The sequence below is a fragment of the Streptomyces ficellus genome (genome assembly GCF_009739905.1).
Taxonomy (GTDB): domain Bacteria; phylum Actinomycetota; class Actinomycetes; order Streptomycetales; family Streptomycetaceae; genus Streptomyces; species Streptomyces ficellus_A.
The window spans coordinates 3,594,522-3,619,137 of record NZ_CP034279.1 but is presented as its reverse complement, the minus strand read 5'-3'; the positions used below and the strand labels follow the sequence as shown (position 1 = coordinate 3,619,137).

General features: G+C 71.5%; 24 protein-coding genes and 2 tRNA genes. 16 read left to right on the top strand and 10 right to left on the bottom strand.

The window, feature by feature from the left end; all coding sequences use genetic code 11:
• Window positions 1-2 precede the first annotated feature (2 nt).
• The 4 genes from EIZ62_RS16045 to EIZ62_RS16030 all read left to right on the top strand — a co-directional run bounded on the left by EIZ62_RS16045 (window position 3) and on the right by EIZ62_RS16030 (window position 2,931).
• Window positions 3-656 carry a DUF3566 domain-containing protein gene (locus tag EIZ62_RS16045; protein ID WP_156693350.1) on the top strand — a complete coding sequence of 218 codons (654 nt, stop codon included), beginning with the start codon at window positions 3-5 and terminating at the stop codon, window positions 654-656.
• A gap of 59 nt (window positions 657-715) precedes the next feature.
• A tRNA-Ile gene (locus tag EIZ62_RS16040) sits at window positions 716-789 on the top strand.
• Window positions 790-1,010: 221 nt separating this feature from the next.
• Window positions 1,011-1,145: a DLW-39 family protein gene (locus EIZ62_RS16035; RefSeq protein WP_003958712.1), complete on the top strand. Its 135-nt coding sequence runs from the start codon at window positions 1,011-1,013 to the stop codon at window positions 1,143-1,145.
• Between the two features lie 472 nt (window positions 1,146-1,617).
• Complete coding sequence (locus EIZ62_RS16030; RefSeq protein WP_244375734.1) at window positions 1,618-2,931, top strand: hypothetical protein; 1,314 nt, start codon at window positions 1,618-1,620, stop codon at window positions 2,929-2,931.
• A 31-nt stretch (window positions 2,932-2,962) separates the two neighbouring features.
• Here the strand turns inward: EIZ62_RS16030 and EIZ62_RS16025 are convergent, their stop codons facing one another.
• The gene (locus tag EIZ62_RS16025) at window positions 2,963-4,471 is read right to left on the bottom strand and encodes a serine/threonine-protein kinase (RefSeq protein WP_156693349.1); all 1,509 of its coding nucleotides are present in this window, start codon (window positions 4,469-4,471) and stop codon (window positions 2,963-2,965) included.
• Between the two features lie 77 nt (window positions 4,472-4,548).
• Entirely contained in the window at window positions 4,549-5,097 is a 549-nt protein-coding gene (locus tag EIZ62_RS16020) for a helix-turn-helix domain-containing protein (RefSeq protein ID WP_156693348.1), read from the bottom strand.
• Between the two features lie 152 nt (window positions 5,098-5,249).
• On the opposite strand from EIZ62_RS16020, the gene EIZ62_RS16015 reads away from it, so the two are divergent.
• The 4 genes from EIZ62_RS16015 to EIZ62_RS16000 all read left to right on the top strand — a co-directional run bounded on the left by EIZ62_RS16015 (window position 5,250) and on the right by EIZ62_RS16000 (window position 8,746).
• Window positions 5,250-5,322, top strand: a tRNA-Ala gene (locus EIZ62_RS16015).
• A 223-nt stretch (window positions 5,323-5,545) separates the two neighbouring features.
• Window positions 5,546-7,231: a hypothetical protein gene (locus EIZ62_RS16010; protein WP_156693347.1), complete on the top strand. Its 1,686-nt coding sequence runs from the start codon at window positions 5,546-5,548 to the stop codon at window positions 7,229-7,231.
• Between the two features lie 96 nt (window positions 7,232-7,327).
• On the top strand, window positions 7,328-8,089 hold the full coding sequence (locus EIZ62_RS16005; RefSeq protein ID WP_156693346.1) for a bestrophin-like domain: 762 nt from the start codon (window positions 7,328-7,330) through the stop codon (window positions 8,087-8,089).
• 120 nt (window positions 8,090-8,209) lie between these two features.
• Window positions 8,210-8,746, top strand: coding sequence for a DUF6344 domain-containing protein (locus EIZ62_RS16000; RefSeq protein WP_208827933.1), 537 nt, complete (start codon window positions 8,210-8,212; stop codon window positions 8,744-8,746).
• Window positions 8,747-8,861: 115 nt separating this feature from the next.
• Here the strand turns inward: EIZ62_RS16000 and EIZ62_RS15995 are convergent, their stop codons facing one another.
• On the bottom strand, window positions 8,862-9,578 hold the full coding sequence (locus EIZ62_RS15995; protein WP_156693345.1) for a DUF5324 family protein: 717 nt from the start codon (window positions 9,576-9,578) through the stop codon (window positions 8,862-8,864).
• Window positions 9,579-9,864: 286 nt separating this feature from the next.
• Between EIZ62_RS15995 and EIZ62_RS15990 the strand changes: the two genes are divergently transcribed.
• Both EIZ62_RS15990 and EIZ62_RS15985 read left to right on the top strand, forming a co-directional pair.
• Window positions 9,865-10,398, top strand: coding sequence for a peptidylprolyl isomerase (locus tag EIZ62_RS15990; protein WP_156693344.1), 534 nt, complete (start codon window positions 9,865-9,867; stop codon window positions 10,396-10,398).
• Window positions 10,399-10,528: 130 nt separating this feature from the next.
• On the top strand, window positions 10,529-11,392 hold the full coding sequence (locus tag EIZ62_RS15985) for a rhomboid family intramembrane serine protease (RefSeq protein ID WP_156693343.1): 864 nt from the start codon (window positions 10,529-10,531) through the stop codon (window positions 11,390-11,392).
• Window positions 11,393-11,674: 282 nt separating this feature from the next.
• On the opposite strand, the gene crgA is transcribed toward EIZ62_RS15985, so the two are convergent.
• Complete coding sequence (gene crgA / locus EIZ62_RS15980) at window positions 11,675-11,932, bottom strand: cell division protein CrgA (RefSeq protein ID WP_156693342.1); 258 nt, start codon at window positions 11,930-11,932, stop codon at window positions 11,675-11,677.
• Between the two features lie 150 nt (window positions 11,933-12,082).
• Between crgA and EIZ62_RS15975 the strand changes: the two genes are divergently transcribed.
• The 6 genes from EIZ62_RS15975 (at window position 12,083) to EIZ62_RS15955 (ending at window position 16,315) form a co-directional block, all read left to right on the top strand.
• Window positions 12,083-12,850 carry a DUF881 domain-containing protein gene (locus EIZ62_RS15975; RefSeq protein ID WP_156693341.1) on the top strand — a complete coding sequence of 256 codons (768 nt, stop codon included), beginning with the start codon at window positions 12,083-12,085 and terminating at the stop codon, window positions 12,848-12,850.
• 20 nt (window positions 12,851-12,870) lie between these two features.
• Window positions 12,871-13,602: a class E sortase gene (locus tag EIZ62_RS15970; RefSeq protein ID WP_156693340.1), complete on the top strand. Its 732-nt coding sequence runs from the start codon at window positions 12,871-12,873 to the stop codon at window positions 13,600-13,602.
• Window positions 13,603-13,700: 98 nt separating this feature from the next.
• Entirely contained in the window at window positions 13,701-13,862 is a 162-nt protein-coding gene (locus tag EIZ62_RS31970) for a hypothetical protein (RefSeq protein WP_150175734.1), read from the top strand.
• Complete coding sequence (locus EIZ62_RS15965) at window positions 13,859-14,497, top strand: aminodeoxychorismate/anthranilate synthase component II (protein ID WP_156693339.1); 639 nt, start codon at window positions 13,859-13,861, stop codon at window positions 14,495-14,497. The genes EIZ62_RS31970 and EIZ62_RS15965 overlap by 4 nt, the downstream gene beginning before the upstream one ends.
• Complete coding sequence (locus tag EIZ62_RS15960; protein ID WP_156693338.1) at window positions 14,428-15,600, top strand: class E sortase; 1,173 nt, start codon at window positions 14,428-14,430, stop codon at window positions 15,598-15,600. Before EIZ62_RS15965 ends, EIZ62_RS15960 begins: the two co-directional genes overlap by 70 nt.
• 37 nt (window positions 15,601-15,637) lie before the next feature.
• The gene (locus tag EIZ62_RS15955; protein ID WP_156693337.1) at window positions 15,638-16,315 is read left to right on the top strand and encodes a class E sortase; all 678 of its coding nucleotides are present in this window, start codon (window positions 15,638-15,640) and stop codon (window positions 16,313-16,315) included.
• A gap of 110 nt (window positions 16,316-16,425) precedes the next feature.
• Here EIZ62_RS15955 and pknB read toward each other — a convergent pair whose 3' ends face one another.
• From pknB to EIZ62_RS15925, 6 genes are all read right to left on the bottom strand, one after another.
• Entirely contained in the window at window positions 16,426-18,471 is a 2,046-nt protein-coding gene (pknB, locus tag EIZ62_RS15950; RefSeq protein WP_156693336.1) for a Stk1 family PASTA domain-containing Ser/Thr kinase, read from the bottom strand.
• A gap of 164 nt (window positions 18,472-18,635) precedes the next feature.
• The gene (locus EIZ62_RS15945; RefSeq protein WP_156693335.1) at window positions 18,636-20,102 is read right to left on the bottom strand and encodes a peptidoglycan D,D-transpeptidase FtsI family protein; all 1,467 of its coding nucleotides are present in this window, start codon (window positions 20,100-20,102) and stop codon (window positions 18,636-18,638) included.
• Window positions 20,099-21,541, bottom strand: a complete 1,443-nt coding sequence (locus tag EIZ62_RS15940; protein WP_156693334.1) for an FtsW/RodA/SpoVE family cell cycle protein — start codon at window positions 21,539-21,541, stop codon at window positions 20,099-20,101. The genes EIZ62_RS15945 and EIZ62_RS15940 overlap by 4 nt, the downstream gene beginning before the upstream one ends.
• Before the next feature lie 27 nt (window positions 21,542-21,568).
• Entirely contained in the window at window positions 21,569-23,071 is a 1,503-nt protein-coding gene (locus tag EIZ62_RS15935) for a Stp1/IreP family PP2C-type Ser/Thr phosphatase (RefSeq protein ID WP_156693333.1), read from the bottom strand.
• A 135-nt stretch (window positions 23,072-23,206) separates the two neighbouring features.
• Window positions 23,207-23,722, bottom strand: a complete 516-nt coding sequence (locus EIZ62_RS15930; protein ID WP_156693332.1) for an FHA domain-containing protein FhaB/FipA — start codon at window positions 23,720-23,722, stop codon at window positions 23,207-23,209.
• Between the two features lie 10 nt (window positions 23,723-23,732).
• Window positions 23,733-24,599 carry an FhaA domain-containing protein gene (locus EIZ62_RS15925; protein WP_156693331.1) on the bottom strand — a complete coding sequence of 289 codons (867 nt, stop codon included), beginning with the start codon at window positions 24,597-24,599 and terminating at the stop codon, window positions 23,733-23,735.
• Window positions 24,600-24,616 lie beyond the last annotated feature (17 nt).

Here is a 24,616-nt window from a genome sequence, read left to right as displayed (position 1 = left end):
GCGTGAGTAAGGCCACGGGCGCCGGATCGGCCGCTTCCGGAACGAACGGTGCCCGTGGCCCTGCCACGGACTCCCAGGGGGGTGCGGTGACCACGTACGAGGACGGCCCACTGCCCGCCGAGCGGCCCGTATCCGGGCAGCAGACGGCGCAGCCGTACCACCCGCCGCAGGCGTACGCCGCGCAGAGCGGCGGTACGGCGGGTGCCGCGGCGGGCGGCGGGACCACGGGCGGCACGTCCGGCGGAACGGTCCGCCGGCCGCGTACGGGCGCGAAGACCACGCCCCGGACGCGCAAGGCGCGGCTGCGGGTGGCCAAGGCCGACCCGTGGTCGGTGATGAAGGTCAGCTTCCTGCTCTCCATCGCGCTGGGCATCTGCACGGTGGTGGCGGCGGCGGTGCTGTGGATGGTCATGGACGCGATGGGCGTCTTCTCGACCGTCGGCGGCACGATCAGCGAGGCCACCGGCTCCAACGAGAGCAACGGCTTCGACCTCCAGTCGTTCCTGTCGCTGCCGCGCGTCCTGCTCTTCACCTCGGTGATCGCGGTGATCGACGTGGTGCTCGCCACGGCCCTCGCGACGCTGGGCGCCTTCATCTACAACCTGTCCGCCGGCTTCGTGGGTGGCGTCGAGCTGACGCTGGCCGAGGACGAGTAGCGGATTTGGGAAGACGCCGCTCCGTGCGCTAATCTTCAGAGGTCAGCGCGCAGCGCGGAGGGGCTATAGCTCAGTTGGTTAGAGCGCATCCCTGATAAGGATGAGGCCACAGGTTCAAATCCTGTTAGCCCCACAGTGACGATCGGCCCGGACGGAGATTCTCCGCCCGGGCCGATCGCTTTGTGTGCCGTCGCTTGTGTGCGCGGTGGGTTCGCGGGTCGCGGTGGTGGGGCGGGCGGGCCGGGTGGACCGGGTGGGTCGGCTGGACGGACGTAGGTCACCGATCGGTATCGGTCGGTGTGTATAGTCGGGCGCCAGAAGGTCTCCGACGTCAAGGAAAGACGAGGTCGCGCGGTGAAGAAGCTTCTCCTGGTCGCACTGGCCGCCATCGGCGGGCTCCTCGTGTACCGCCAGATCCAGGCGGACCGCGCCGAGCAGGATCTGTGGACGGAGGCGACCGACTCCGTGCCCGCAGGTTCCGGTGTGTGAGTCGCACGCAAGCAGATCGCGAATGGGCCCCGGCCGCTGAAAAGCGGCCGGGGCCCATTGCTGTGCGCCCCTAGCGCCCCTAGCGCCCCAAGCGCCCCAAGCGCCCCTAGCGCCCCTTGCCGTCCGCCCGCCCCTTGAGTTCACGTGTGTGAATAGCTGGCTTGCGATAGCGAATCGACGGGTGGCGGGCCGGGACCGCCGACGGACAACCGGGACGATCCGGTCGTCCCCGCAGACAGCGGCGGGACGGGCGGGGCAGGATGGACCGGCATCGCGGTCGCTCACCGAGGGGACCGGCGCGGGGCGGGGCGGCCATGGAGTGGACGAGGGGAAGCGCGTGATGAGGCGGAGGGGTGGCCGGCGGGCCCCGACGGCACCGGCCGCACCGGCGGTGCCGGCAGTCGCATCGGCGGTGCCGGCAGTCGCATCGGCGGTGCCGGCAGTCGCGAGGGCCGTACTGGTGGCGGTGTGCGTGACGGCGGTACTTCCGGGCCGGGCGTGGGCGGTGGCGCCGGGCGCGGCCGGGGCGACCGACTCGTCCGGGGGGCCCGGCGCGTACGCCTTCGCCGAGGGCATCACGCCGATCCGGGGCGCGGCCGGCACCAGTGACGCGCCCCGGCTCACCGCGGGAGAGACGTACAAGGACGCCCTCAAAAGCGGCAGTGAGCTGGTCTACCGGCTGGACCTCGACGCGAAGAGCAACGCGTACGTCTCCGCCGTCGCCGTACCGAAGCCCGGCAGCAAGGTGGCCACGTCCGACCGGCTGAAGGTGTCCGTCCAGGACCGGAACGGCATCGACTGCGGCTCCAACGACGCCCGTTTCGGTTCCGCCGACTTCCCCCGGCCGCTCGCGGCCTTCGCGTACCGCACGATGAAGCGGGACGGCTCGACCTGCCAGGAGGCCGGCCCCTACTACGCCGTCATCGAGCGGGAGAGCGACGCCGGTTCCACCGCCGACGCGTGGGACCTGGAGATCCGGCACGAGCTGGAGCCCGGACTGAAGACGGAGGGCCCGACGGCGGCGCCCGAGAACTGGCCCAGCGCCTCTCCCCCGGCGCCGGCCGGCGGGTCGCGGGAGCGCACGGGCGGGGCGAGCTTCTCCGACGCGACCGGGCTCACCACGGGCGAGTGGACGGACCACATCGAGCCCGGCCAGTCGCGCTTCTACCGGGTGCCGGTGGACTGGGGCCAACAGCTCTTCGCCAGCGCCGACCTCGGCAGCTCGCCCGGCAGCGGCTCGGTGGGCGGCGCCCTGGCCGTGACGATGTTCAACCCGATGCAGGGCGTGGTGAACAGCGCGGACTCGGTCCTCTACGACGGTGACCAGAAATCCGTGGACCTCGACCCGATGCCGCCGGTGAAGTACGAGAACCGGTACGACTACCGCGCCCAGTTCAGCAACGCGCGCTTCGCGGGCTGGTACTACCTGCGCGTCAGCCTGAACCCGAAGGTCGCCGAGGAGTTCGGGAAGAAGCCGTACGGGCTGACGCTGCGGGTCACCGTCAGGGGCGATGCGGCTCCTGCCCCGGCCTACGACGGACCCGCGGGCATCTTCGACGTGTCGGCGGCGGACGAGGAGGCGGCGGCGAACGGCCAGAGCGGCCCGGAGGCGGAGCGGAGCGGCACGATGAAGCTCGTCGCCGCCACCGGGATCGGAGCCGGCTCGGTGCTGCTGCTCGGACTGGGCGCGTGGGCACTGCTGGCCCGGAGACGAGCGGCCCGTACGGCCCGGCCGGACGCGGGGAGCGCGGGACCGCCGCAGTTCGGGCCGCCGACGTCCTGGTGAGCGCGGGGCGGCCGGGTGGCGAACGGCCCGGTCACGCCTGGGCGAGTGCCCAGAACCCGACCGCGAAGCAGATCAGGGCCACCACCAGTACGGGAACCGCCACCTTCGCGGGCGGCCCCGGCGGTCGCTCACGCGCAGGCTGCCCGGACGAACCGGGGACCTGCGGGGCGTGGCCGGTGTACGGGAGCGTGGCGGCGGGCGCCTGCGGTACCGGGGCGGTCCGTTCGTACGGGAAGTGCGGCGGCGCTGCGGCCTGGTGCGGGGCGGCCGCGTGCGGGGGCACGGGCGCGGTGGGACCGGAGGCGGAGCCGGGGGCGGGATCAGAGGCGGGGCCGGGGGAGATGGCGCTGCCCGGGGCGCCGGTGGGTGCGGCTGGGAACGAAGGGGCGAAGGGCGCCGGGGCCTGGGGCGCGGGCCCGGCGACGGGGTGCGGTGCGGGCTGCTCCGGTGCGCGGGGCAGTGGTGCGGCGGGCAGTGGTGCGGCGGGCTGCGGCGGCGCGGGCTGCGGCGGCGGGGCCAGGTGGAAATCGCCCGACTCCGACTCGGACGGGCCCGGCGGAGCCGTGTGGTCCGTCGAAGCCGCGTGGTCCGCCGAAGTCGCTTGGTTCGGCGGAGCCGCGGGGGTCGGTGACGCGGACGTGGTCGGGCCGGCGGCGGGGTTCTGCGGGCCGTCGGGGCCGAAGCCGGACGGCAGGGGGCCGATCTGGTCGAAGACCTCGACCGGCTCCTCGTCACCCGCCGGGGCGGGCAGCATCTCGACCGCGGACGTCAGCGCCTTCCGCGCGCCCGTGGCCGTACGGAACCGGGCACCCGGGTCGGGCTGGAGCAGCCCCGCGAGAACCTGCCACAACGGCTCCGGTACGCCCTGCGGGGCACTGGGCGTGCCGTGCGCCGCGAAGTGCTCGATCAGCGCCCGCGAGTCCGGCTTCTGACCCTGCAGCAGGTAGAGCGCGACCAGGCCGACCGCGAACAGGTCGGCCGGGAAGTCCGGCTCCGCGCCCAGCATCTGCTCGGGCGCGAAGTAACCGGGCGTGCCCAGCACGTAGTTGGTCTCGGTCAGCCGGGGCTCGCCCTTGCGCATGGAGATGCCGAAGTCGGACAGCCGCAGGTGCGGCCGCCCGGTCCCGGTCGCCTCCAGCAGGATGTTGGCCGGCTTGATGTCGCGGTGCACGACCCCCTCCGCGTGCACCGCGGCAAGTCCGGACAGCAGCTGGTCGAGCAGGGTGCAGACGAACCGGGGCGGCAGCGGGCCGTAGTCGCCGATGACGTGCGCCAGCGAGCCGCCGGTCACCAGGTCCATGGTGAACAGCACCTTGTCGTCGTCGGCGGCCCAGCTCGCCGGGGCGAGGACGTGCGGGTGATCGATCCGCAGCGCCTGCTCGCGGACGAAGCGCAGCAGGGCGTGCGCGTCGCTCTGCTGGAGGACCTTCGCCGCCACGTAACGGCGTCGCCGGTGGTCCCAGGCACGCCATACCGCGCCGGCCCCACCCCGTCCGATCGGGTCGACCAGCTCGTACCGACCAGCGAAGACCTCACCCATCGCGCTGTCCGCTCCCAGTTGCCCGGCTTGCCCGGTTGTCCGGCTGCCCAGTTGTCCGTTCCGGCGTTCTGCTTCGGTCAGCTCTGGTGCGACTCGTAGTGGGCGACCGCGTCAGCGGTGCGCCCGGCGCCGTACACCCGGAGGAACTCTGCCAGTTCGGGGTGGGTGGGGGCGAGTGAGTCGGCGGCGTCGATGATGTCACCGGCCGCCGAGACCGACCGCAGCAGCGACTGGATCTCGCGCACCACGCGGCGGACGGTCGGCGCACCGGAGCTGTTCGTGGTCTGGCTGGTGCCCGTGAGGACCGAGCCGCCCTGGGACTTCTTGATCTCGTCCATCCGGTCGGTGGCCTCCACCGCGCTCACGCTGCCGTCGGCGACCTGCCCGGCCAGCTCCTGGAGCGCCTGCACGCGCTGCACCACGGCCGGGTTGCCGATCTTGGCGCGCTGACCGCTCATCAGCTGGGACAGCATCGGAGCAGACAGCCCGAGCACCGCGGCGAGGCGGGCCTGGTTCAGGCCCAGATCGTCGATGAGCCTACGGAAGAGCGCCCCCAACGGCTCCCCGTACCAACTGCGCTGAAGCTCTCTGGCTCTCGCGGTCGCTTCCTGCTGTGCTGCATCCATTGCGTCTCCCCATCGCTTCGGTTCGCTGCTGCGAACCTCGTCCAGCATCTTACGGAGAGTGGTCGTCCACCGGGAGTCCCAAACCTTTTGCGGGGCACCCCCCGGCACCCGGTACTCTGGTCTGCGACACGTGCCGCGCGGCGGCCGTGCCCGGGGCCTTAGCTCAGTTGGTAGAGCGCTGTCTTTGCATGGCAGATGTCAGGGGTTCGACTCCCCTAGGCTCCACTCCCGAGATCCTCTGTGACCCGTTCGACGCCGGTCGCAGGGGATCTTTCGCGTCGCAGGGGATCTTTCGCGTACGGCGCCGGGACCCGCCCCACGTCCGCCATCGCGGTGCACTCGCGCACGGACAGCGCAATCGCCGGGGCTCCCGGCTTTCCGGCCCTCCCCCGGTGACGGACGCTGACCGGTGTCCGGGCACAACCGAGGACCGGAAGGGGCCTCCTGGATGGCGGTCAGGCCAAGCACCCGTACCCGAACGCTCCTCCTTTCCGCCGGAGCCCTGCTCCTGGTCGCGCACGCGGGCGGCTGGCCGCTGGTCGCCCGGCCGCCGCAGGCCGCGGCGGGCGGTACGGGCCGGTCGGCGCTCGTCCTGTCCGTCACCGTCAACAAGAAGCCCCCGCGGCAGGCGGAACGCATCGGTGTACGGGTCGGACACCCGGTCGTCATGCGGTACCGGCTCACCAACCGCTCCGGCGCCGACCTGCACCGCGTCACGGTCACCGACCCCTCCGTACCCCGCGGCACGCTGCGCTGTCCGCGCGGACAGGGCTTCTGGATGCGGGGGCTGAGCACGGTCACGTGTACGGCACGCTTCAGCGCCGCTCCGGGACGGCACGCCGCGACGGTGCGCGCCCGCGGGGAGGTTCCGTCGCTGGGCCTGCGCCCCACCGCCTCCGCCCGGGGCGGCTACCAGGGGGTGACCGGCGCACTCGGGCTCGCCGTCACCGTCGACGCCTCCGTGGCACCCCGCGCCGTGGTCCGGTACACCATCGCCAACCCGGGCAACCGCACGGTCCACGGCACCCGGCTCGTCGACCCCGTCCTGGGGCGGCACCCCGTGGACTGCGGCGGCCGGCCGGGGCCGCCGCAGGCCCTGGCGCCCGGCGCCGTCGTGGTGTGCGTCGCGCGGCTGAACGGTCTCCGGCCCGGTACGTATCGCAGCACGCCCGAAGTGCGCGGCACCGACCGGCTGTTCACCCTGGGCCCGACGTGTACCCGGCTCGTCCCGCCGCCGCCTCTCGTGGCGCGGGCGGCCGCCCCGTTCGTGGTGCGGCCGCGCCCGGCGCCCCCGGCGCCCCCGCCGCCCCCGTTGCGGGTGCTGCCGCCGCCCGGGGGAGCCGGTGGGGCGGGTGGGGGTGGAGGTGTTGGAGGTGCCGCCGGTGTTGCCGGAGCCGCCGGTGGTGCCGGAGCCGACGGTGCGGTCGGCGCTGCCGGTGCGCCTGCTGCGGCAGCCGGTGCTGCCGGGCCACCCGGGGTTACGGGGGCAACCGGGGCCGCCGGGGCGGGCGCTGCCGGTGCGGTTGCCACTCCTGCGGGCCCCGGTGCCGGGGTTCTCGCCGGCGCGGGCCCGGCCGCCGGGCTCGTGGCCGCTCCGGGCACCCCGGCCGCCGCCGCGGGCGCAGCCGCGGCCGCCGCACTCGCCGCTGCCGTACCAGGGGCCGTACCCGGCGCCGTCCCGGGTGCCGTACCAGGAGCCGCCGCACTCGCCGGTGCCCCGCCCGGTGCCGTACCCGGTGCCGCCGTCCCCGGCGTCGTACCCGGAACCGCTCCGGCCCTCGGGGACGCCGGGCTCCTCCTGCCCCCCGGCCCAGCGCCAGGAACCGCGGGCGTGGGCGCCTCGGCGGGGGCCGGAGCCCGCCCACCGGCCGCCCGCCCACCGGCCGCCCGCCCACCGGCCGCCCGCCCACCGGCCGCCCGCCCACCGGCCGCCCGCCCACCGGCCACCGACCGCTCGCCCGCCGAACGGCAGCGCGACCGCTCGCGCACCGCCGAGGCACCCGACGGGCGGAGCCTGACCACGCGGGCGGACGGGCGGTACCGGCGGGACGACTCGCTCAGCCCGGCCGTGTTCCTGCTGCTGCTCTTCCTGCCCGCCGCGGCACTGGTCGTCCTGGCGAGCCGCCGCCTGTAGCGCGACACCAGCCCCCGACCCAGGCACACCCCCCGACCCCGCCGACCGCCGACCGCCGACGGCCGACCGCCGACCGCCGACCAGAGAGGAGCAGCCGTGGAGCACGTGATCGGGACGCTGGCCCTCGGGCTGCTCGCCGCGCTCGTCGCCGCCGCGGCGGTCGTGGCCTGGCGCCACTTCCACCCCGCCGAGGCGGAGACGGAGGACGGTGGGGAGGTCGCCGAGTACATGTCGATGATGATCGCCCTGCTGTACGCCCTGCTGCTCGGGCTGGCCCTGGTGTCCGTGTGGGAGCTGCGGGGCGACGCGGAGAGCCACACCTCCACCGAGGCGGGTGCCCTGCACCAGATGACGGTCCTCGCCGAGGGGCTGCCGCCCGGCCAGCGGAAGCAGGTCGAGGCGGTGGCCGAGCGCTATGCGGTCCACGTGGTCCAGGGGGAGTGGCCGGCGATGAAGCAGGGGGGCGACCTGGCCGACTCCGGCTGGAGCCTGGTGCGGCAACTGCGCGCGGTGGCCGCCGCACCGCCGGATGCGACCTCGTCCCAGGAGGTGACGGCCCTGGAGCTGCTCGGGCAGCTCAGCGCGCTCGACGACGCCCGGCGCGGCCGTGAGTCGGTCTCTCAGGAGACGCTGTCACCGGTGCTGTGGGCCGGGATCTTCGTGGGGGCGGTCCTGTCGGTCGGCATGCTGTTCTTCTTCGGCATCGGGCGCAGCCCGGGCCAGTTGATGATGGCCATGGGCATGGTGGTGCTCACGGTCTTCCTGGGGCTCCTCATCCACTACCTCTCGACGCCCTTCGGAGAGGTGATGGGCGTCAGCCCGGACCCGTTCACGCGCTACTTCCCCACGGCGGCCTGAGCCGGACGGGTGGTGTTCATCAGAAGATCTGCGCAGCGGTGGCGTCGCTCCCCGGGTTCCCGAGATGCGTACACATCATGAGAAAGGTATGTAGATCGCTCAACCCGAAAGCGAGGGGCCATGGCTGCCGTCACGGTCACGCACAAGGTCACACACTTCTGGACCGCCTTCTTCTCTCTCCTGTCCGCGATCCTCACCTCTCTCGGCGTGAAGCGCACGCCGAAGACCGCCGTTCCGGTGTACGCCGCCCGGAACGCGGCCGCGTCCGCCTCCCCGGCCACCACCGCCCCGGCTGCGGAGCCCGACACCGGCTCAGGCGCACGGACGCGGGCCCCGGCACAGCGGTCCCGGGCGACGACACCGGCCCCGCTCCGGGCCTGGGCATCCGCCTACGCCCGGTCCCTGCCGCCCACCATCAAGCAGCGCATCCGGGCGGAGGCGCACGGAACCTCGCCCTCCGTACGGCACCTTCCCGCCGCCTGCGACTCCGACCAGGCCGACGTCACCGGCGTCACCGGCGTCACCGACAGCACCGGCGTCACCGGCGTGACCGGTCCCGCCATGGCGGCCGACGCCGCCGCACAGAGCGGTGCGGCCGACCGGGCCGACCGGATGATCGACCGGGTCGGCCGCACCGACCTCGCTCTCGCCGCCTGACGACGAACGTGCATCCCGTCCTCAGCGGCGCTCTCGGTGACGCTCGTTCCCGTACGTCCTCGGCAACGCCCTCACCAACGCCCTCACCAACGCCCGTCCGCGGTGAGGCCCGGCCTCAGCGACGCTCGTCGTCCGTGCCCGCGTCGGCGTCGGCCTCGGCCTCCGCCTGCTTGGCCTCCACCTCGGGGTCGAGCGATCCAGGGCCCGTACCGTCGACGGAGGTCAGCGGAGTGCGCTCGGCGACCTCGGTGGCGACCGGGGGCTCGACCAGCCAGTCCGGGTTGGCCTGCTTGTCCCACCACTTCCAGGCGGCGAAGACGCCGCCGGCGACGACACCGATGACCGCCAGACCCTTGACGAGCCGGCCGGCCTTCGCGCGGCGCTCGTGCTTCCTCACGATCTTCTGAATGTCCTTGGCCGTCACCTGACCGCGCATCGCGGCCACGGCGGCGGCAGAGCGGGCGATGGCCTGCTCCTTCACGGGCTGAGCGGCCGCGATGGCCTGCTCCACCCGGGGCACCGTGTAGTCAGCCGCCTGGCGCGCTGCCTGACGGGTCCGGACCGCGGCACGATGCGCGGCCTCGTCGACCCTCGGCGGCACATGCGGCGCCACACGCGCGTCGTACTGGAAGCGCGCCTGCGTACGTGCCTGCCGCGCGGCCTTCGAGACCTTCGGCGCGACCCTGACACGTGCCTCCTGCGCATAGTGCTGCGCGTACTGCGCTGCGGTGTCCTTGGCCGTTCCGGCGTAGGGCGCCACCACTTCCGCGGCGTGCCGCACGCTGTCCTTCGCCGAGCTGGTCGCGGCGCGCACGCTGTCCTTGCGGGTCACAGGATCCTCCTCCTCGGTGGCGGGGTCGCTATTCGCCTTTCCGTCCTTTTTGAAATCATGCCTGCCGGAGGCACGGTCGGCATGCGGTGTGCGGGCATCCGGGGCAACGGGGCGTGAACCCGGCCCGCCCGGCCCCCGCCCGGCCCTCGCCCGGGCCCGTCGACGACGGTGCCACGGTTCGCCCCGTCGCGCGGCGCTTCGGCCCGGACGGGCCCACCTTTGTTCATGGGAGGCCCTTCCGTGCGAGGATCGGTAGACGTCAGAGCAGACTTACGGAAGGCACATCGTGGCCGAGCAGCTTTACGCCACCCTGAAGACCAACCAAGGCGACATCGAGATCCGGCTCTTCCCGGACCACGCGCCGAAGACGGTCAAGAACTTCGTCGAGCTCGCCCAGGGCGAGCGGGAGTGGACGCACCCGGCGACCGGGAAGAAGTCCACCGACCGCCTCTACGACGGCACGGTCTTCCACCGTGTCATCAGCGGCTTCATGATCCAGGGTGGCGACCCGCTGGGCAACGGCACCGGCGGCCCGGGGTACGAGTTCGGTGACGAGTTCCACCCCGAGCTCTCCTTCAACAAGCCTTACCTGCTGGCGATGGCCAACGCCGGTCCGGGCACCAACGGCTCGCAGTTCTTCGTCACCGTGGCCCCGACCACGTGGCTGACCGGCAAGCACACGATCTTCGGCGAGGTCTCCAACGAGGCCGGCAAGAAGGTCGTCGACGCGATCGCGGGCACCCAGACCAACCCGCGCACCGACCGCCCGGTCAACGACGTGGTCATCGAGTCCGTCGTGATCGAGACCCGCCAGGCCTGATCCGGCCGACAGGTTCCGGGTCCACCGACGGGAACCTTTGCGCCTCGTCCGTCCGTAAGGATGGACGAGGCGTTGTCGTCGTACGGTGTCGTCGTACGGGCACGGCCCGCGAGGCCGACGAGGGGATCCCATGGAGCAGGCGCAGATGCCGGACTGCTACCGCCATCCGGGCGTGGAGACGGGTATCCGTTGTACGCGCTGCGAGCGGCCCATCTGTCACGCCTGCATGGTGGACGCGTCGGTCGGCTTCCAGTGCCCGCAGTGCGTGCGCGACGGTTCCGGCACCGGGCACTCGCGCACGGCCAACCAGCCGCGCACGATCGCGGGCGGCCGGATCACGGCCGGGCACCCGCACCTGGTCACCAACGCGCTCATCGGCCTCAACGTGCTGGTCTTCGTCCTCGGGCAGATCAGCCCGGCCCTGATCGACGAGATGGTGCTCATCGGGTTCGCCTTCGACTCGGATCTGCACCGGGTGGTCGGGGTGGCGGACGGCGAGTGGTACCGGCTGGCGACCTCGGTGTTCCTGCACCAGGAGATCTGGCACATCGCCGGCAACATGCTGCTGCTGTGGCTGCTCGGCGGCACGCTGGAGGAGGAGCTGGGGCGGGTCAGGTACCTGACGCTCTACCTGCTGTCGGGTCTCGCCGGCAGCGCGCTGACCTACCTGATCGCGGCGGAGAACCAGGGGTCGCTGGGCGCTTCGGGCGCCATCTACGGCCTGCTCGGCGCCAGCGTCGTGCTCATGCGACGGCTCAAGCGCGACCTGCGGCCCATCCTGGCGCTGGTGGCGTTCAACCTCGTGATCACCTTCGCGCGGGACGGCATCGCCTGGGAGGCGCACATCGGCGGGCTCGTCGCCGGCGTGATCATCGCGTACGCCATGGTCGGCGGAGCGCGGGAGCGGCGTGCCCTGCTGCAGTGGACGGCCTGTTCGCTGGTCTTCGCCCTGTCCCTGGTGACCGTGGTTCTGAGGACGGTCGCGCTCAGCTGAGCGCGTGGGAGGCGATGATTGTCCCCACCGTTGTCCACAGCATGTGTTCGATCTTGCGCATCGTGTGGGGAACGTCTGTGCCCCTCGCCTCTGACCTGCGGTTTTCTCAGGAAGGTGAGGGGCGCTTCCGTCCGTGCGGATGGGCGTACGCAGTCACATCGGCGTCAACCCGATGCAAGTTATCCACAGATCGTCTGACCTTTTCCACTCGCTGTGCACAACGCTGTGGATAACTCAGGGCAAGGCTTGACGGGAGGGAGCGGACGGGGTGCTACTCCGTGGCTACTTCCACTGCGTCGAGACGCCGAAGCCCGCCGCGATGAAGCCGAAGCCGACCACGATGTTCAGGTTCCCGAACGACTCGACGGGCAGGGAGCCGTCGGTGACGTAGAAGACCACGATCCAGGCGAGCCCGATGGCGAACAGGGCCAGCATCACCGGAGCGACCCAGCTGCGGCTGGTCAGCTTGATGTTGGTCGCCTGCTTCGCGGACGGCGGGGGCGTGAAGTCGGCCTTCTTGCGGATACGTGACTTCGGCACGAGGGACTCTCCTGTCGATGCGCTGCGTGACCGCGCAGGGAACTGTGGCTTTGTGGCTGGTCGCCGGGGTCGAGGTGAAGGGGGACCACTGCCTCACCCGGGCGTCCGTTAGCGTAGTGCTTCCGCGGCACTGAAGGAGATAAGGGTACGTTGAGCAATTCCGCCGGCTCTCCCGAAGAGCCGGCCGGGCGCAGGAACTGGCGGCCGGTCCGGTTGCTCACCGCTGCCGTCTTCGCCCTGGCCGGCCTGATCTTCGTGACCAGCTTCAACACCGCCAAGGGCACCAACATCCGTACGGACGCCTCGCTGCTGAAGCTCTCCGACCTCATCCGCGAGCGCAGCCACAAGAACGCCGAGCTCGACGAGACGACCGCGACCGTACGCGGCGAGGTGGACGCCCTCGCCCGCCGCGACGACGGTTCCACCGAGGCCGAGGACGCCAAGCTGGGCGCCCTGGAGAAGGCCGCCGGCACCACCAAGGTCGCCGGCCAGGGCCTCACCGTGACGCTCAACGACGCCCCGCCCGGCGCCCAGGCGGCCCCCGGCTACCCCGAGCCGCAGGCCAACGACCTGGTCATCCACCAGCAGGACCTCCAGGCCGTGGTCAACGCCCTGTGGAAGGGCGGCGCCAAGGGCATCCGCGTCATGGACCAGCGGCTGATCTCCACCAGCGCGGTGCGCTGCGTGGGCAACACCCTGATCCTCCAGGGCCGGGTCTACTCCCCGCCCTACCGGATCACCGCCGTAGGTGACACCGGAAAGCTCCAGCGGGCCCTCGACGACTCCCCCGCCATCCAGAACTACCTGCTGTACGTGAAGGCGTACGGGCTCGGCTGGAAAGTCGACGACCACGACGCGGTGACTCTCCCGGGCTACTCGGGCACAGTGGACCTCCACTACGCGCAGCCCGTCCGTTAGGGAGCACCGGGGAGGGTCCCGTGCGGCTGGTCGTCAGGAGCCTCAGCGAACTGTGCATCACCGCCGGCACCGTCATCGTGCTGTTCGTGGTCTACGTCGTCCACTGGACCGGAGTCCAGGCCGGGGGCGCGACCGCCGGCGAGATCGGCGCCCTGGAGCGGCGGTGGGCCGACGCGCCCCTGTCGCCCGTGCCGCCCCGGCAGGCAGCCGGCACACCCGCCCCGGCCCCGCCGTACGAGGCCCCGCCGTACGAGTCCCCGCCGTACGAGGCCCCGCCGTACGAGGACGGCGAACCCTTCGCGGTCATGTACGTCCCCCGCTTCGGCGCGGACTGGGACTGGCCCGTCCTCCAGGGCACCGCGGCCGCGACCCTCAAGAAGGGCCTCGGGCACTACGCCGCCACCGCCCGGCTCGGCGGCACGGGCAACTTCGCGGTGGCCGGGCACCGCAGGACGTACGGCGACCCCTTCAAGGACTTCCCCGCACTGCGCCCCGGCGACGCGGTGATCCTCAACGACGGGACGACCTGGTTCACGTACCGCGTCGCCAGGGAGCCGTACCGCACGGTGCCCGGTGACACCGGCGTCGTCGACCCCGTCCCGGCGAAGGCGGGGTTCGGCCGGCCCGGCCGCTACCTCACGCTCACCACCTGCGATCCGGAGTGGGGCAGCAGCCACCGCCTGATCGCCTGGGCGCGGCTGGAGGGCACCCGGCCTGTGACGCAGGGCAAGCCCCCGGCTTTCCACAGGTGACCCGCCCCGGGGGCAACGCCCCGTACTCTGGTGCGGTATCGAAGGGCATCCGACGGCCTCGGCGGCCGGGGATTCGACGGAAAGGACCGGCGGGCGTCATGTACGGCTGGATCTGGCGGCATCTGCCGGGCAACGCGTGGGTGCGGGCGCTGATCTCGCTCGTGCTGGTCCTCGCGGTCGTCTACGTGCTCTTCCAGTACGTGTTCCCCTGGGCGGAACCTCTGCTTCCGTTCAACGATGTGACGGTGGACGGCCAGTGAGCGCGCGCATTCTCGTCGTCGACAACTACGACAGCTTCGTCTTCAACCTCGTCCAGTACCTGTACCAGCTGGGCGCGGAGTGCGAGGTCCGGCGCAATGACGAGGTCGAGCTGCGCCACGCCCAGGAGGGCTTCGACGGCGTCCTGCTCTCGCCCGGCCCCGGCACCCCCGAGGAGGCCGGCGTCTGCGTCGACATGGTCCGCCACTGCGCCGGCACCGGAATCCCCGTCTTCGGCGTCTGCCTCGGCATGCAGTCCATGGCGGTGGCGTACGGGGGCGTCGTCGACCGCGCGCCCGAGCTGCTGCACGGCAAGACCTCGCCGGTGGTGCACGAGGGGCGGGGCGTCTTCGCCGGGCTGCCGTCGCCGTTCACCGCGACCCGGTACCACTCGCTGGCCGCCGAGCCCGCCGAGCTGCCGGACGTCCTGGAGGTCACGGCGCGGACCGAGGACGGCATCATCATGGGGCTCCGGCACCGCGACCTCGCCGTCGAGGGCGTGCAGTTCCACCCCGAGTCGGTGCTCACCGAGCACGGACACCTGATGCTGGCCAACTGGCTGGAGCAGTGCGGCGACACCGGTGCCGTGGGCCGGTCGGCAGGGCTCGCGCCGGTGGTGGGCAAGGCCGTCGCGTGACGCACGCCCGCCCGGAGCACGAGCACGGTTCGCCGTGGTTCCGGGCGGCGAACCATCCGGAATCACCGCTTCCGGAACCACCGTTTCCGGAGCCCGTGCCCGAGGGCCCCTACGCGCAGCCCTACGCCGACACCTGGGCCCCCGATCCCGGCTACGCCCCCGGTCGCGTACCGGACGACGAGACGATGGCCCTCCGTACGGAGGACACCCGGCGAATAGCGCCTACCCCGGCCGGTCCCGCCGACCCCGACGGTCCCGCCAGCCCCGCGCCGGAGCGGCCCACCGGTGGCCGGGCCGAGCGGCGCAGGGCCGCCAAGGGCCGTGGGCGCCGCCGTAAGGGCTCCTCGCCGCCCGCCGCCCCGGTTTCGTCGGCCCAGGACCCCGGCAGGCCCCTGACGCGCGTAGAGGCCCGCCGCGCCGCCCGGGCCCGCAAGGACAGCGTCGGCGTGGTCGCCAGCCGGGTCGTCGGCGAGGTGTTCATCACCTTCGGCGTCGTGATGCTGCTCTTCGTCACCTACCAGCTGTGGTGGACCAACATCCGCGCCGGCTTCGAGGCCGACCAGGCCAAGCAGGGCATCGAGGACGCCTGGGCGGAGGGCCGCAAGCCGGACGCGTTCGAGCCGGGCCAGGGCTTCGCGATCATGTACATCCCGAAGCTGGACGTCGTCGTGCCCATCGCCGAGGGCATCAACAAGAAGAAGGTCCTCGACCGCGGCATGGTCGGGCACTACGCGGAGGGGCAGCTCAAGACGGCCATGCCCTCCGACAAGCAGGGCAACTTCGCGGTCGCCGGGCACCGCAACACCCACGGCGAGCCGTTCCGCTACATCAACCAGCTCACGCCGGGCGACCCGATCGTCGTGGAGACCCAGGACGCCTACTACACGTACGAGATGGCGAGCATCCTGCCGCAGACGCCGCCCTCGAACGTCTCGGTGATCCAGCCGGTGCCGCAGGGCTCCGGCTTCACCCGGCCCGGCCGGTACATCACGCTCACGACCTGCACGCCCGAGTTCACCAGTACGTACCGGATGATCGTGTGGGGCAAGATGGTCGACGAACGCCCGCGCAGCAAGGGGAAACCGGACGCGCTCGTAGGCTAGGGCGGCCTGGCTTCGACCTCCAGACGGGACAGATGTAGTGGCACGTGCGCGCAGCCGGATCGCCGGCGTCATCAGCGTCTTCGGCGAACTGCTGATCACAGCCGGGGTGCTCATGGGCCTCTTCGTCGTCTACTCCCTGTGGTGGACGAACGTGCTGGCCGACCGCGAGGCCGACAAGCAGGGGCACGAGGTGCGCGACCAGTGGGCGTCGTCCGCCCCGGGCGCCCTCGACACCAAGGACGGCATCGGCTTCCTCCACGTACCGGCGATGAAGAACGGCGAGGTGCTGGTCAAGAAGGGCACCGATCCCAAGACGCTCAACAACGGCGTCGCCGGGTACTACACCGCCCCCGTCAAGTCCGCCCTCCCCTCCGACAAGCAGGGCAACTTCTCGCTCGCCGCGCACCGGGACGGGCACGGGGCGAAGTTCCACGACATCCACAAGCTCAAGAACGGCGACTCGATCGTCTTCGAGAGCAAGGACACCTGGTACGTCTACAAGGTCTACAAGACGCTGCCGGAGACCTCGAAGTTCAACGTGGACGTCCTCCAGCCGGTGCCCAAGGAGTCGGGCAGGACCAAGCCGGGCCGCTACATCACGCTCACCACCTGCACCCCGATCTACACCTCCGACTACCGCTACGTGGTGTGGGGGGAGCTGGAGCGTACGGAGAAGGTCGACAGCGCGCGGACGCCCCCGCCCGAGCTGCGCTAGCCCGGACCACGGAGAAGCCCCGGCACCCGGTGAGGGGGGCCGGGGCTTTCCCGTACGTGGTGCGTGGTGCGTGGTGCGTGGTGCCTGGTGCCGCTCCGCCGCGGGACCGGTCAGTCCTGCTCGCGGAAGGTGATGCCCGACGGGCCCCCGAAGAACCCGCCGTCGTTGTCACCGGCGTTGTCGCCGTTGTTCCCGTTGCCGCCGTTCTGGCCGCCGTTCTGGCCGCCGCCCTGGCAGCCCACGGTCGTCAGGGTGACGGTCGTGGTCGCCGGGTCGGCCTGCGTACCGGGCTGCGGGTCGCTATTGGCGACGAGCGCCGCGTCGTCGGCCGGGCAGCCCGGGGCGACCTGGATGTTGGTGAAGCCGCTGCCCGCCAGCGTCTGCTTGGCCTGGCCGAGCTGCTGGAGCCGCACCTCGGGCACCGGGACCTGCTGCTGCTGCGGGCCCTTGGAGACCTTGAGGGTGACGTCGCTGCCCTTGGGGGCCTTGCCGCCCTGCGGGCTCTGCTCGACCACGGTGTTCGCGGGCTGGTCGGAGTCGACGTCCTCCCGCTTGACCACGAAGCCGAGCGTCTCGAGCTGGGACTTCGCGTCCTCGAAGGGCTTGCCGGTGACCGGCGGGACGTCCTGCTCGCCCTGCTTGGACACCGTGATGGTGACCTTCGCGCCCTTCTCGGCCTGCGTGCCGCCCGTCGGGGACTGCTCCAGGACCTCGCCGGGCTGCGAGTCGGACTCCTTGTAGTCGACCTTGACCGCGAAGCCCTTCTCCTCCAGCGCCTTGCGGGCGCTGTCCTCGGACTTCTCCGTGACGTCCGGCACCTCGACCTTCGCGGCCCCCTCGGAGACGACGACCGTGACGGTCTCGCCCTTCTGCAGGGAACCGGACTCGGGCGACTGGCTGCAGATCGCGCCCTTCGGCTGGCCGCAGGCGTCGGTGCCGCCCCGGGCGATCTTCAGCCCGGCGGCCTCCACCGTCCGCTCGGCCTCCGGGAAGGGCTTGCCGACGACCGCGGGCACGTTGATCGTGTCCGAGCCGCCGCCGCCCTCGTTGTCGAAGACGGCCTTGCCGATCAGGATCGCGCCGACCAGCACCAGGATGCCGGCCAGGATCAGCAGGATCGTGGACACGTTCGACTTGCCCTGGCGGCGGCGGTCGGGGCGGTCGTCGTAGCCGTAGCCGCCGTCGTCCGGGTTCACCGGCGGCAGCATCGACGTCTGCCCCGCCGGGTCGGCCGGGCGCATCGCCGTGGTCGGCTGGTCGTCGGGGCCGTAGCCGCCGTATCCGGCCGCGCCCATCGCCGCGGTCGCGGCGACCGGCTGGCCGTCGAGGCACGCCTCGATGTCGGCGCGCATCTCGTCGGCCGACTGGTAGCGGTAGTCCGGGTCCTTGACCAGCGCCTTCAGGACGATGGCGTCCATCTCGGGCGTGATCTCGGCGTCGAAGTTGCTGGGCGGCTGCGGTTCCTCGCGGACGTGCTGGTATGCCACCGCGACGGGGCTGTCGCCCACGAACGGCGGGCGGACGGTGAGCAGCTCGTACAGCAGGCAGCCGGTGGAGTACAGGTCGGACCGGGCGTCGACCTGCTCGCCCTTCGCCTGCTCCGGGGAGAGGTACTGGGCGGTGCCGATCACGGCCGCCGTCTGCGTCATGGTCATCCCGGAGTCGCCCATCGCGCGGGCGATGCCGAAGTCCATGACCTTGACCTGGCCGGTGCGGGTCAGCATGACGTTCGCCGGCTTGATGTCGCGGTGGACGATGCCGGCCCGGTGCGAGTACTCCAGGGCCTGGAGGATGCCGACGGTCATCTCCAGCGTGCGCTCGGGCAGCAGCTTGCGCCCCGAGTGCAGCAGCTCACGCAGCGTGGAACCGTCGACGTACTCCATCACGATGTACGGGATGGAGATGTTGTCGACGTAGTCCTCGCCGGTGTCGTAGACCGCGACGATCGCCGGGTGGTTGAGCGAGGCGGCCGACTGGGCCTCACGGCGGAACCGGGCCTGGAAGGACGGGTCACGGGCGAGGTCGGCCCGCAGCGTCTTCACGGCGACGGTGCGGCCGAGCCGGGTGTCGTGGGCGAGGTAGACCTCCGCCATGCCACCGCGGCCGAGCACCGAGCCCAGCTCGTACCGGCCGCCGAGGCGACGCGGCTCTTCCATAACTGTTCCAGCCCTCTCCGTCAGTCCCGACCGCACCCGCGTGTGGTCCGGCGGTGTGCTGTTCGCGCATACGCTACCGGCCACGGGAAGTCGATCGGACCGCGACCACTACCTGATACGGGACCGGTACACACCGGCGCTCAGACGTGGCCGCGGCTCGCTCGTCACTTCTTGCTGTCGAGTACCGCCTTCATCACATCGCGGGCGATCGGCCCGGCGAGGCCGCCACCGCTGATGTCGTCACGGGTCGCCTTGGAGTCCTCGACGATCACCGCGACCGCGACCGGCGAGCCGTTGTCCGTCTTGGCGTAGGAGATGAACCAGGCGTACGGGCGGGCCTTGTTCAGCTCGCCGTGCTGGGCGGTTCCGGTCTTGCCGCCGACCGTCGCACCGTCGATCTTCGCCTTGCCGCCGGTGCCGACCTGGCTGTTGACGACGCTCTCCATCATTTCCTGGACGAGCTGGGCGGTCTTGGGCGACATCGGCCGGCTCATCTCCTCCGGCTCGTGCTTCTCCAGGATGTCGAGGTCCGGGGAGCGCAGCTCGTCCACCATGTACGGCTTCATCAGCTTGCCGTCGTTGGCGATGGCCGCGGTGACCATGGCCATCTGGAGGGGAGTGGCGTTGGTGTTGAACTGGCCGATGGAGGAGAGCGCGTTCCCCGGGCGGTCCATCTTCTTGTCGTAGACGGACGTGGCCGCGCGGACCGGGGTGTCGATCTCGGCGTTGTTGAAGCCGAACTTCTCCGCCATCTCGACCATCTTGTCGCGGCCGACCTCATGGCCCAGCTTGGCGAAGACCGAGTTGCAGGAGACCTCCATCGCGTACTTCAGCGTGGCGTTCTCACAGCCCCGGGCGTGGTTCTTCATCGCGACCCTGGTGTCGGGCAGGAGGTACGGCTCGGGGGTGTCGGTCGCCGCGTTGATGTCCGTGACCTTGCCGTTCTCCAGCGCAGCGGCGGCCGTCAGCACCTTGAAGGTGGAGCCGGGCGGGTAGATCTCGCGCAGCGCGCGGTTCAGCTTCGGCTTGTCCTTGTCCTTCTCCAGCGCCTGCCAGGCCTTCGCGTCCTTGTCGTGGTAGCCGGCGAAGGAGGACGGGTCGTACGACGGGGTCGACGCCAGCGCCAGGATCTTGCCGGTCGACGGCTCGATGGCGGCGACGGCGCCCTTCTTGTCGCCGAGGCCCTCGAAGGCGGCCTTCTGGGCGGCGCCGTTCAGGGTGGTGACGACGTCGCCGCCCTTCTTCTTGTCACCCGTGAACATCGACAGGGTGCGGTCGAAGAACAGCCGGTCGTCGTTGCCGGTGAGGATGCCGTCGTTCAGCTTCTCGAGCTGGTTGGCGTCGAACGCCTGCGAGGCGTACCCGGTGACCGGGGCCCACATGGGGCCGTTGGTGTAGGTGCGCTTGTACTTGTACGTCGGGTCCTTGGAGTCGACCGAGCCGGTGATCGGCTTGCCGTCCACGATGATGTTGCCGCGGACGCTGGCGTACCGCTCGATGGTGACCCGGCGGTTGCTGGAGTGGGTGCTCAGCTCGTCGGCGCGGACGTACTGGATCCAGTTGTCCCGGATGAGCAGGGCGAGCACCAGCAGGCCGCAGAAGATCGCGATATGGCGCAGGGGCTTGTTCACGGTCGGACCACCTGGGTCATCTCGGCGTCGGGGGACGGGGCGGGCGCCGGCGCGGGACGGCGGGCGGTGTCGCTGATCCGCAGCAGGATCGCGATCAGGGCCCAGTTGGCGATCACGGAGGAACCGCCGTACGCGAGGAACGGCATGGTCATGCCGGTCAGCGGGATGAGGCCCATGACGCCGCCGGCGACGACGAAGATCTGGAGGCCGAACGCCCCGGACAGGCCGGTCGCGAGCAGCTTGCCGAACGGGTCGCGGGCGGCGAGCGCGGTGCGCAGGCCCCGCTCGACGATCAGGCCGTACAGGAGCAGGAAGGCCATGACGCCGGCCAGGCCCAGCTCCTCGCCGACGGTGGCGAAGATGAAGTCGGAGTTGGCGGCGAAGCCGACCAGGTCGGAGTTGCCCTGCCCGAGGCCGGTGCCGAGCGTGCCGCCGGAGCCGAAGGACATCAGCACCTGGGTCATCTGGTCACAGGCCTGGATCATGTTCGAGCCCTCGGGTGCGGTCTTGAGGCACTCGAAGGGGTCGAGCCAGGCGGCCACGCGGGACTTGACGTGGCTGGCGGTCGAGCCGACGACCACCGCGCCGCCCACCGCCATCAGCAGACCCATGATGATCCAGCTGGTCCGCTCGGTCGCCACGTACAGCATGATCACGAACATGCCGAAGAACAACATCGACGTACCGAGGTCGTTCTCGAAGACCAGGATGAGGAGGCTGACGGCCCAGATGGTGAGGATCGGGCCGAGGTCGCGGCCACGGGGCAGGTACAGCCCCATGAAACGGCGGCTGGCCAGCGCGAGCGCGTCCCGCTTCACCATCAGGTAGCCGGAGAAGAAGACCGCGATCACGATCTTCGCGAACTCACCGGGCTGGATGGAGAACGGCCCGACCTTGATCCAGATCTTGGCGCCGAAGACGTCCGAGCCGAGGCCCGGCACCAGGGGGAGCAGCAGCAGGATGACCGCCACCACCATGGAGATGTACGTGTAGCGCTGGAGGACGCGGTGGTCCTTCAGAAAGATCAGCACCAGCAGGAACAGCGCGACGCCGATCGCCGAGTACATCAGCTGCTTGGGCGCGTCCGGGCTGTAACTGCCGAACTGGGCCATCGACTTGGCGATCACCCGCGGCGACTGGTCCAGCCGCCAGATCAGCACCAGGCCCAGGCCGTTCAGCAGGGTGGCCAGCGGCAGCAGGATCGGGTCGGCGTACTTGGCGAACCTCCGCACCAGCAGGTGCGCGATGCCGGCCAGCAGGCCCAGCCCGACGCCGTACCCGAGCATGCCCGCCGGGACCTTGCCGTCCAGGGCGAGGCCCACGTTCAGGTATGCGAAGACCGGGATGGCGACGGCGAAGCCGAGCAACGCCAGCTCGGTGTTCCGGCGGCTCGGCAGATCGATCGCGCCGATGGTGGTCGTGTTGGTGACAACGCTCATGGTGGTGAAAGGCCCCCCTACGGGTGCTTACTGCTTTCCGCAGTTCGAGGCCAGCTTCTGCTCCTCCTCCGAGAGGGTGGGGCCCGGAGTCGGAGTGGCTGCGGTGCTGGTGGACGGCTTGGGCTTGGGCTCGGTCGGCAGGCCGGTCGTGCCGCCGGCCTGGCCCTCACCGGGAGGCGCGGCGGGCAGCCGGTCGTCCGCCGCCTGGCGCTGCTCCTGCTTCTTGCAGGCGGAGGCCTGGGTGGCGAGCTCCTCGATCTTGTCCTGGGCCTTGCCGAGGTTGCCGCCGGCGATGGTCTCCTCGACCTGCTTGCGCTGGTAGTCGGGGAGGTACTTGAGTTCGATCTCGGGGTGGTCCTTCTCGACCTCCGAGAGCGAGACCCACGCCAGGTCCTGGCTGATGCCGCGGTACAGGGCGACATGGTCGTCCTTGGTGCCGACGTAGTACTGCGTCTGCGTCCACCGGTAGCCGCCGTAGGAGGCGCCGCCGAGCACGGCCAGGGCGAGCACCAGGAAGAACGATCTCTTCAGCCACTTCCGGCCGCCGCGCCGCGGCTTGGTGAAGTCCTCGTCGCCGTACGCGCCGAAGCTGCCCTCGGGCGGCATGCCGCCGTACCCGAGGTCGTCCCCGCTGCCGGGCGGGCCGAAGCCGCCGCCGGGCGGCTGCGGTGCCTGGCGGCCGAGGCCCGCGGCGCGGCCCGCCGGGGTCTCCATCGCTCCGCCGTCGTTCAGCTGCTGCTGGTTCTCGGCGACCGCGCCCACGATGACCGGGGTGTCGCTGAGCTGACCGGCCAGGGTGTCACCGCCGTCGACGTCGAGGACGTCGGCGACGATCACCGTGATGTTGTCGGGGCCGCCGCCGCGCAGCGCGAGCTGGATCAGGTCCTGGACCGTCTCCTGGGGGCCCTGGTAGCTGGCGAGCGTCTCCTCCATCGTCTGGTGGGAGACGACGCCGGACAGGCCGTCCGAGCAGATCAGGTACCGGTCGCCGGCCCGCACCTCGCGGATGGAGAGGTCCGGCTCGACGTGGTCGCCACTGCCCAGCGCGCGCATCAGCAGGGAGCGCTGCGGGTGGGTCGTGGCCTCCTCCTCGGTGATGCGGCCCTCGTCGACGAGGCGCTGCACCCACGTGTGGTCCTGGGTGATCTGCGTCAGGACGCCGTCCCGCAGCAGGTACGCGCGGGAGTCGCCGACGTGGACCAGGCCGAGGCGCTGCCCCGTCCACAGCAGGGCGGTCAGGGTGGTGCCCATGCCCTCGAGCTGCGGGTCCTCCTCGACCATCACCCGCAGCTGGTCGTTGGCGCGCTGCACCGCCGTACCGAGCGAGGTGAGGATGTCCGAGCCGGGCACGTCGTCGTCCAGCGTGACGAGCGTGGAGATCACCTCGGAGGAGGCGACCTCACCGGCGGCCTGGCCGCCCATGCCGTCGGCGATCGCGAGCAGGCGGGGACCGGCGTACCCGGAGTCCTCGTTGCCCTCGCGGATCATGCCCTTGTGGGATCCGGCGGCGAAACGCAGTGACAGACTCATGCGCACCTGCCCTGTTGACTCTGCCTCCGGGTACAGCCGGTCTCGAGCCACACTGCCCACCCTCCGGTCGGGAGCCTGTGCCGGTCACCTGTGGGCACCGCTGCGGCTCGCTCGCTCCGCTCGCTCATTGTCGTACTACTTCCGCAGCTCGATGACGGTCTTGCCGATGCGGATCGGCGCGCCCAGCGGAATCGGTGTCGGGGTGGTGAGTCGGGTCCGGTCGAGATACGTGCCGTTGGTGGACCCGAGATCCTCGACGATCCACTGGCCGTCACGGTCCGGGTAGATCCTGGCATGCCTGCTGGACGCGTAGTCGTCGTCCAGGACGATTGTGGAGTCGTGCGCCCGGCCCAGGGTGATGGTCTGGCCCTGGAGGGCGACCGTGGTGCCCGTGAGGGTGCCCTCGGAGACGACCAGCTTGGTCGGCGCCCCGCGGCGCTGGCGGCCGGACGGCTGCTGGCGCTGGGGCGGCGGTGCCGCGCTCTGCTGGCGGGCGGCCGCCTGCGGACGCGCGGCCTCGCGGCGCGAACCGCGCTGCGTGACGCGCGTACCGAAGAGGTCGCTACGGATGACCTGGACGGCCACGATGACGAACAGCCACAGTACGGCGAGGAAACCCAACCGCATGACCGTGAGGGTCAGCTCTGACATTGCCCCCGCTTCACCCTTCGGCTTGCCGGTAAACGATGGTGGTACTGCCCACGACGATCCGCGAGCCGTCGCGGAGCGTAGCGCGGGTGGTGTGCTGCCCGTCCACCACGATGCCGTTGGTGGACCCGAGATCCTGGATCGTCGAGGGCGTTCCGGTCCGGATCTCGCAGTGTCGGCGCGATACGCCGGGGTCGTCGATCCGCACGTCGGCCTCGGTGCTGCGGCCCAGCACCAGCGTCGGGCGGGAGATCTGGTGGCGGGTGCCGTTGATCTCGATCCAGCGGCGCACCTGGGCGCCGGCGCCGGGCAGCGGCCCCGCGCCGCCCGCGGGGCGGCCCGCGGCGGGCGGACGGTTCATGCCGGGCGGCGGGGCCGCGGGCATCGGAGGGGCACCGGCCGGGGGGTAGCCGTAGCCACCGGGGCGGCCGCTCGCGGGCGGCGCGCCGGGACCGGCCGCACCGGCGTGGCCGGCGGGCCCGCCGGGGGCCTGCGGCTGTGACGAACTCGACGCGAGCGTCCGGCTGCGTACCCGGTACAGACCCGTGTCGAGGTCGTCCGCCTTCTCCAGGTGGACCTTGATCGGCCCCATGAAGGTGTACCGCTGCTGCTTGGCGTAGTCCCGGACCAGGCCGGACAGCTCGTCGCCGAGCTGGCCCGAGTACGGGCTGAGGCGCTCGTAGTCCGGCGCGCTCAGCTCCACGATGAAGTCGTTGGGGACGACCGTCCGGTCGCGGTTCCAGATCGAGGCGTTGTTGTCGCACTCGCGCTGGAGGGCGCCCGCGATCTCGACGGGCTGGACCTCGGACTTGAAGACCTTGGCGAAGGTGCCGTTGACCAGACCTTCGAGACGCTGCTCGAAACGCTTCAGGACTCCCATGGGGCACCTCCTCCGTC

Excerpts from the sequence above, each read along its gene's own strand:
- EIZ62_RS16025 (WP_156693349.1), bottom strand. The coding sequence starts at position 4,471 with ATGGGTGAGGTCTTCGCTGGTCGGTACGAGCTGGTCGACCCGATCGGA.
- EIZ62_RS16020 (WP_156693348.1), bottom strand. The coding sequence starts at position 5,097 with ATGGATGCAGCACAGCAGGAAGCGACCGCGAGAGCCAGAGAGCTTCAG.
- EIZ62_RS16010 (WP_156693347.1), top strand. The coding sequence starts at position 5,546 with ATGGCGGTCAGGCCAAGCACCCGTACCCGAACGCTCCTCCTTTCCGCC.
- EIZ62_RS16000 (WP_208827933.1), top strand. The coding sequence starts at position 8,210 with ATGGCTGCCGTCACGGTCACGCACAAGGTCACACACTTCTGGACCGCC.
- EIZ62_RS15985 (WP_156693343.1), top strand. The coding sequence starts at position 10,529 with ATGGAGCAGGCGCAGATGCCGGACTGCTACCGCCATCCGGGCGTGGAG.
- EIZ62_RS31970 (WP_150175734.1), top strand. The coding sequence starts at position 13,701 with ATGTACGGCTGGATCTGGCGGCATCTGCCGGGCAACGCGTGGGTGCGG.
- pknB (WP_156693336.1), bottom strand. The coding sequence starts at position 18,471 with ATGGAAGAGCCGCGTCGCCTCGGCGGCCGGTACGAGCTGGGCTCGGTG.
- EIZ62_RS15940 (WP_156693334.1), bottom strand. The coding sequence starts at position 21,541 with ATGAGCGTTGTCACCAACACGACCACCATCGGCGCGATCGATCTGCCG.
- EIZ62_RS15935 (WP_156693333.1), bottom strand. The coding sequence starts at position 23,071 with ATGAGTCTGTCACTGCGTTTCGCCGCCGGATCCCACAAGGGCATGATC.
- EIZ62_RS15930 (WP_156693332.1), bottom strand. The coding sequence starts at position 23,722 with ATGTCAGAGCTGACCCTCACGGTCATGCGGTTGGGTTTCCTCGCCGTA.
- EIZ62_RS15925 (WP_156693331.1), bottom strand. The coding sequence starts at position 24,599 with ATGGGAGTCCTGAAGCGTTTCGAGCAGCGTCTCGAAGGTCTGGTCAAC.